The sequence below is a fragment of the Lacrimispora xylanisolvens genome (assembly GCF_002934545.1).
GTDB lineage: Bacteria > Bacillota > Clostridia > Lachnospirales > Lachnospiraceae > Lacrimispora > Lacrimispora xylanisolvens.
This window is the reverse complement of the sequence record NZ_PTJA01000028.1, coordinates 1-2641: the sequence shown is the minus strand read 5'-3', so window position 1 is coordinate 2641 and position 2641 is coordinate 1. Positions and strand designations below refer to the sequence as shown.

At 42.0% G+C, this 2641-nt stretch carries 3 protein-coding genes; all 3 read right to left on the bottom strand.

The window, feature by feature from the left end; translation table 11 throughout:
- Window positions 1-62: 62 nt before the first annotated feature.
- Window positions 63-1730, bottom strand: coding sequence for an IS66 family transposase (gene tnpC, locus BXY41_RS26525; RefSeq protein ID WP_104439888.1), 1668 nt, complete (start codon window positions 1728-1730; stop codon window positions 63-65).
- 104 nt (window positions 1731-1834) lie between these two features.
- Window positions 1835-2191 carry an IS66 family insertion sequence element accessory protein TnpB gene (gene tnpB / locus BXY41_RS26520; protein ID WP_104439887.1) on the bottom strand — a complete coding sequence of 119 codons (357 nt, stop codon included), beginning with the start codon at window positions 2189-2191 and terminating at the stop codon, window positions 1835-1837.
- Complete coding sequence (tnpA, locus tag BXY41_RS26515) at window positions 2184-2528, bottom strand: IS66 family insertion sequence element accessory protein TnpA (RefSeq protein WP_104439886.1); 345 nt, start codon at window positions 2526-2528, stop codon at window positions 2184-2186. The genes tnpB and tnpA overlap by 8 nt, the downstream gene beginning before the upstream one ends.
- Window positions 2529-2641 lie beyond the last annotated feature (113 nt).

Genomic DNA, 2641 nt, shown 5'->3' with positions numbered 1-2641 from the left:
GTAAATGGTAAATAACCAGTCCAGGTCAATAAGTTCGCCGCCCGATTGGGGCGGCGGTATCTTTACCGTGTTTTTAGTTTTCTACAACGATCTGGCAATTCATCTGACCAAGGCATTAATTCTGCCAGTTTGTTTTCTGGAACATTATTCCTTGGATAGAGCATTAACTGTTCTAGCAGATATGAGAAGTACTCATACGGTTTAAGATTATTCGCTTTTGCTGTTTCAGCAATACTATATAAGGCAGCGCTAGCCGCTGCACCGTTCTTCGAATCGATGATGTGCCAGCTGTGTTTACCAACACAGAATGAACGGACACTTCTTTCTGCATCATTGTTATCAAGAGGTATTTCCGGATCCTCCAGAAATACTCTTAAAAACTGTTCCTGATTGATGGAATAAGTAAGAGCACCTGCCAGTTTTGAACTCTTATCCAATCCCGTTTTACCGGCATACTCTTTTACCCATTCAAAATAAGCATCCACAAGAGGCTTGACTGAGTTTTTTCTATGATCCAGTCTTTCTTCATCGGATGATTTTTCATACATATGATCTACATGATAGATTGCAGCAATTCTTTTTACCGCTTCAGCTGCTATTTTCTGCCCCGGTGTAGAAGGTCCGTTTTTTCCACTGGCTTTTACAATCTCAGCGAATCGTCTTCTGGCATGAGACCAGCAACCTGCAACCTTTAGATCATCAGAGCGTTCTTTCGCCAGGGTGTGATATACCTGATAACCATCTGTCACAAGAGTCCCTTTGTATCCTTTTAGGAATTCTCTTGGGGCGGCAGTCCCTCTCGTTCCTGGATACTCGTAAAGGAAAACCGGTGGTTTTTCCGGACTGCCAGGTGAATGGTAGACCCACATATACTGCTTGCTTTTTTCCGGCATTACAAATGGAGTTTCGTCACAATGTATATGGTGGCTTTTCATAATCTCTGCCTTCATCATGTCACGTACCGGACCAAGATAGTATTGGTAAATACGGATCAGCCAGCCGGCCATGTCTTGTCTTGGAATGTTAACATCATTCCTTAAAAACTCTTCAGAAAGCCGGTTTAATGGTACTGCATTGACATATTTGGCGTTAATGATGGCTCCTGCCAGTTCCGGGGTAAGGATGCTGTGACTTAATAGACGCAGAGGAACCTCTGCGCGAAGAATCCCGCCTGTATCATGATTTCCAGCATATACTTTGATGTGATGCTCCAGTACTTCAAAGTGAGCCGGTACATACTTAAGCTCCTTATATATTTCATCCGGCAGATAATGCCAGCCCTTTGAAAAGTGTTCTGAGAGCTCTTTTTCCGTACGTTCATGTGGTACGATGATGGTCTCGATATCCTTCAGATTGATATCACGCTTTCCCTTGGAACGAGGCTTGCGCTTACGAACAAGGACTGTTTCCATATCCAGTTCTTCGGGAATTCCATTCTCAGTCAGTGACTCAGCCTCATTGAGGATACACAGATTTTCAAGGTCAAAAGATAATTGCCCTTCTATCGGCAGAGTCTTCTCAGATTTCCTGCCAAACCGATTCTGTGTAAGAATGGAGATTTGTTCCTTCATACTTTCAACTTGATGGAGCATCTGCTCATTCTGCTTTTGAATGGTAGTATTCTGCTCCGAAATAAGCTGGAAACTTTCATGCAGCTGCAAGTAAAGCATAACAATCATATCTTTAGAGAGATTATTCAGTTCATCCTTAGTAATAGTAGTCTTTTCCATAGGATTATTATACCATGAAAAGCTCTGAAATTCAGTATATTTCTGGTGTTTTTTAGCTTTAGGATAAAGGATTTAGCTGTCAAGATACTTTGTATAGTCGGGAGTTAATAGATCTCCGGTTTTACCTTGGATATGATCTTTTTCTGCTCAATGGAAAGCCCCTCCATCAGCCATCGGAATTGCTGGTGGGTAATTGATTGTGCTTCCTGGGTACTGCGTGGCCAGTTTAGATGACCGTTTGTTAGTCTCTTATATAAAAGCAGCCAACCGTCACCTTCATACAAAAGCGCTTTCATCCGGTCTGTTTTTCTTCCGCAAAACAGATAAATACTTCCGGGTTCCGTTGGATCGAGCTCAAAAGAGCCACTGATCATAGATGCCAGTCCATCTATCCCCCGGCGCAGATCCACATATCCGGTACAGATATAGATATGCTTAAAGCCTGAAGCATCATTAAGCATTTCGAACCACCTTCAGCACTCTGGAGAGAAGTTCCATTGGAGTTGATTCACTAACTCCCAATATAGTATTTCCAATAGCAATGGTCATTTGATAAGTAGAAAGATTTTCACTTATTGTAACAGGAACAGTTTTTTCCGGGAGAGCCGGCAGTTCAACAAAGCTGTTATGTATCAGAGCAGCTTCTTTTACTTTTCTTAGCCAGTAGTAATAGGCATGACGTGATAACTGGTGCTGTTCACAGTATTCATCGACTTTCAGACCACTTTGACAACGGTCTTTAATAATTCTGGTCCACTCACTGAGTCGGATCTGGTTGGTTGCAAGTCTTGTGTCCATGTGGAGTTCCTCCTTGAGTTCTGTGTGAAAAGTTTGTTAGAAACTTTTCAACTTTACACCATTATCTCAATTTTATGAGGAATCCAAAAGTAGACGGGTTATTTACCATTTAC

Bases quoted from the DNA above. Each gene is read 5' to 3' on its own strand.
- tnpC (WP_104439888.1), bottom strand. From the start codon at position 1,730: ATGGAAAAGACTACTATTACTAAGGATGAACTGAATAATCTCTCTAAA.
- tnpB (WP_104439887.1), bottom strand. From the start codon at position 2,191: ATGCTTAATGATGCTTCAGGCTTTAAGCATATCTATATCTGTACCGGA.
- tnpA (WP_104439886.1), bottom strand. From the start codon at position 2,528: ATGGACACAAGACTTGCAACCAACCAGATCCGACTCAGTGAGTGGACC.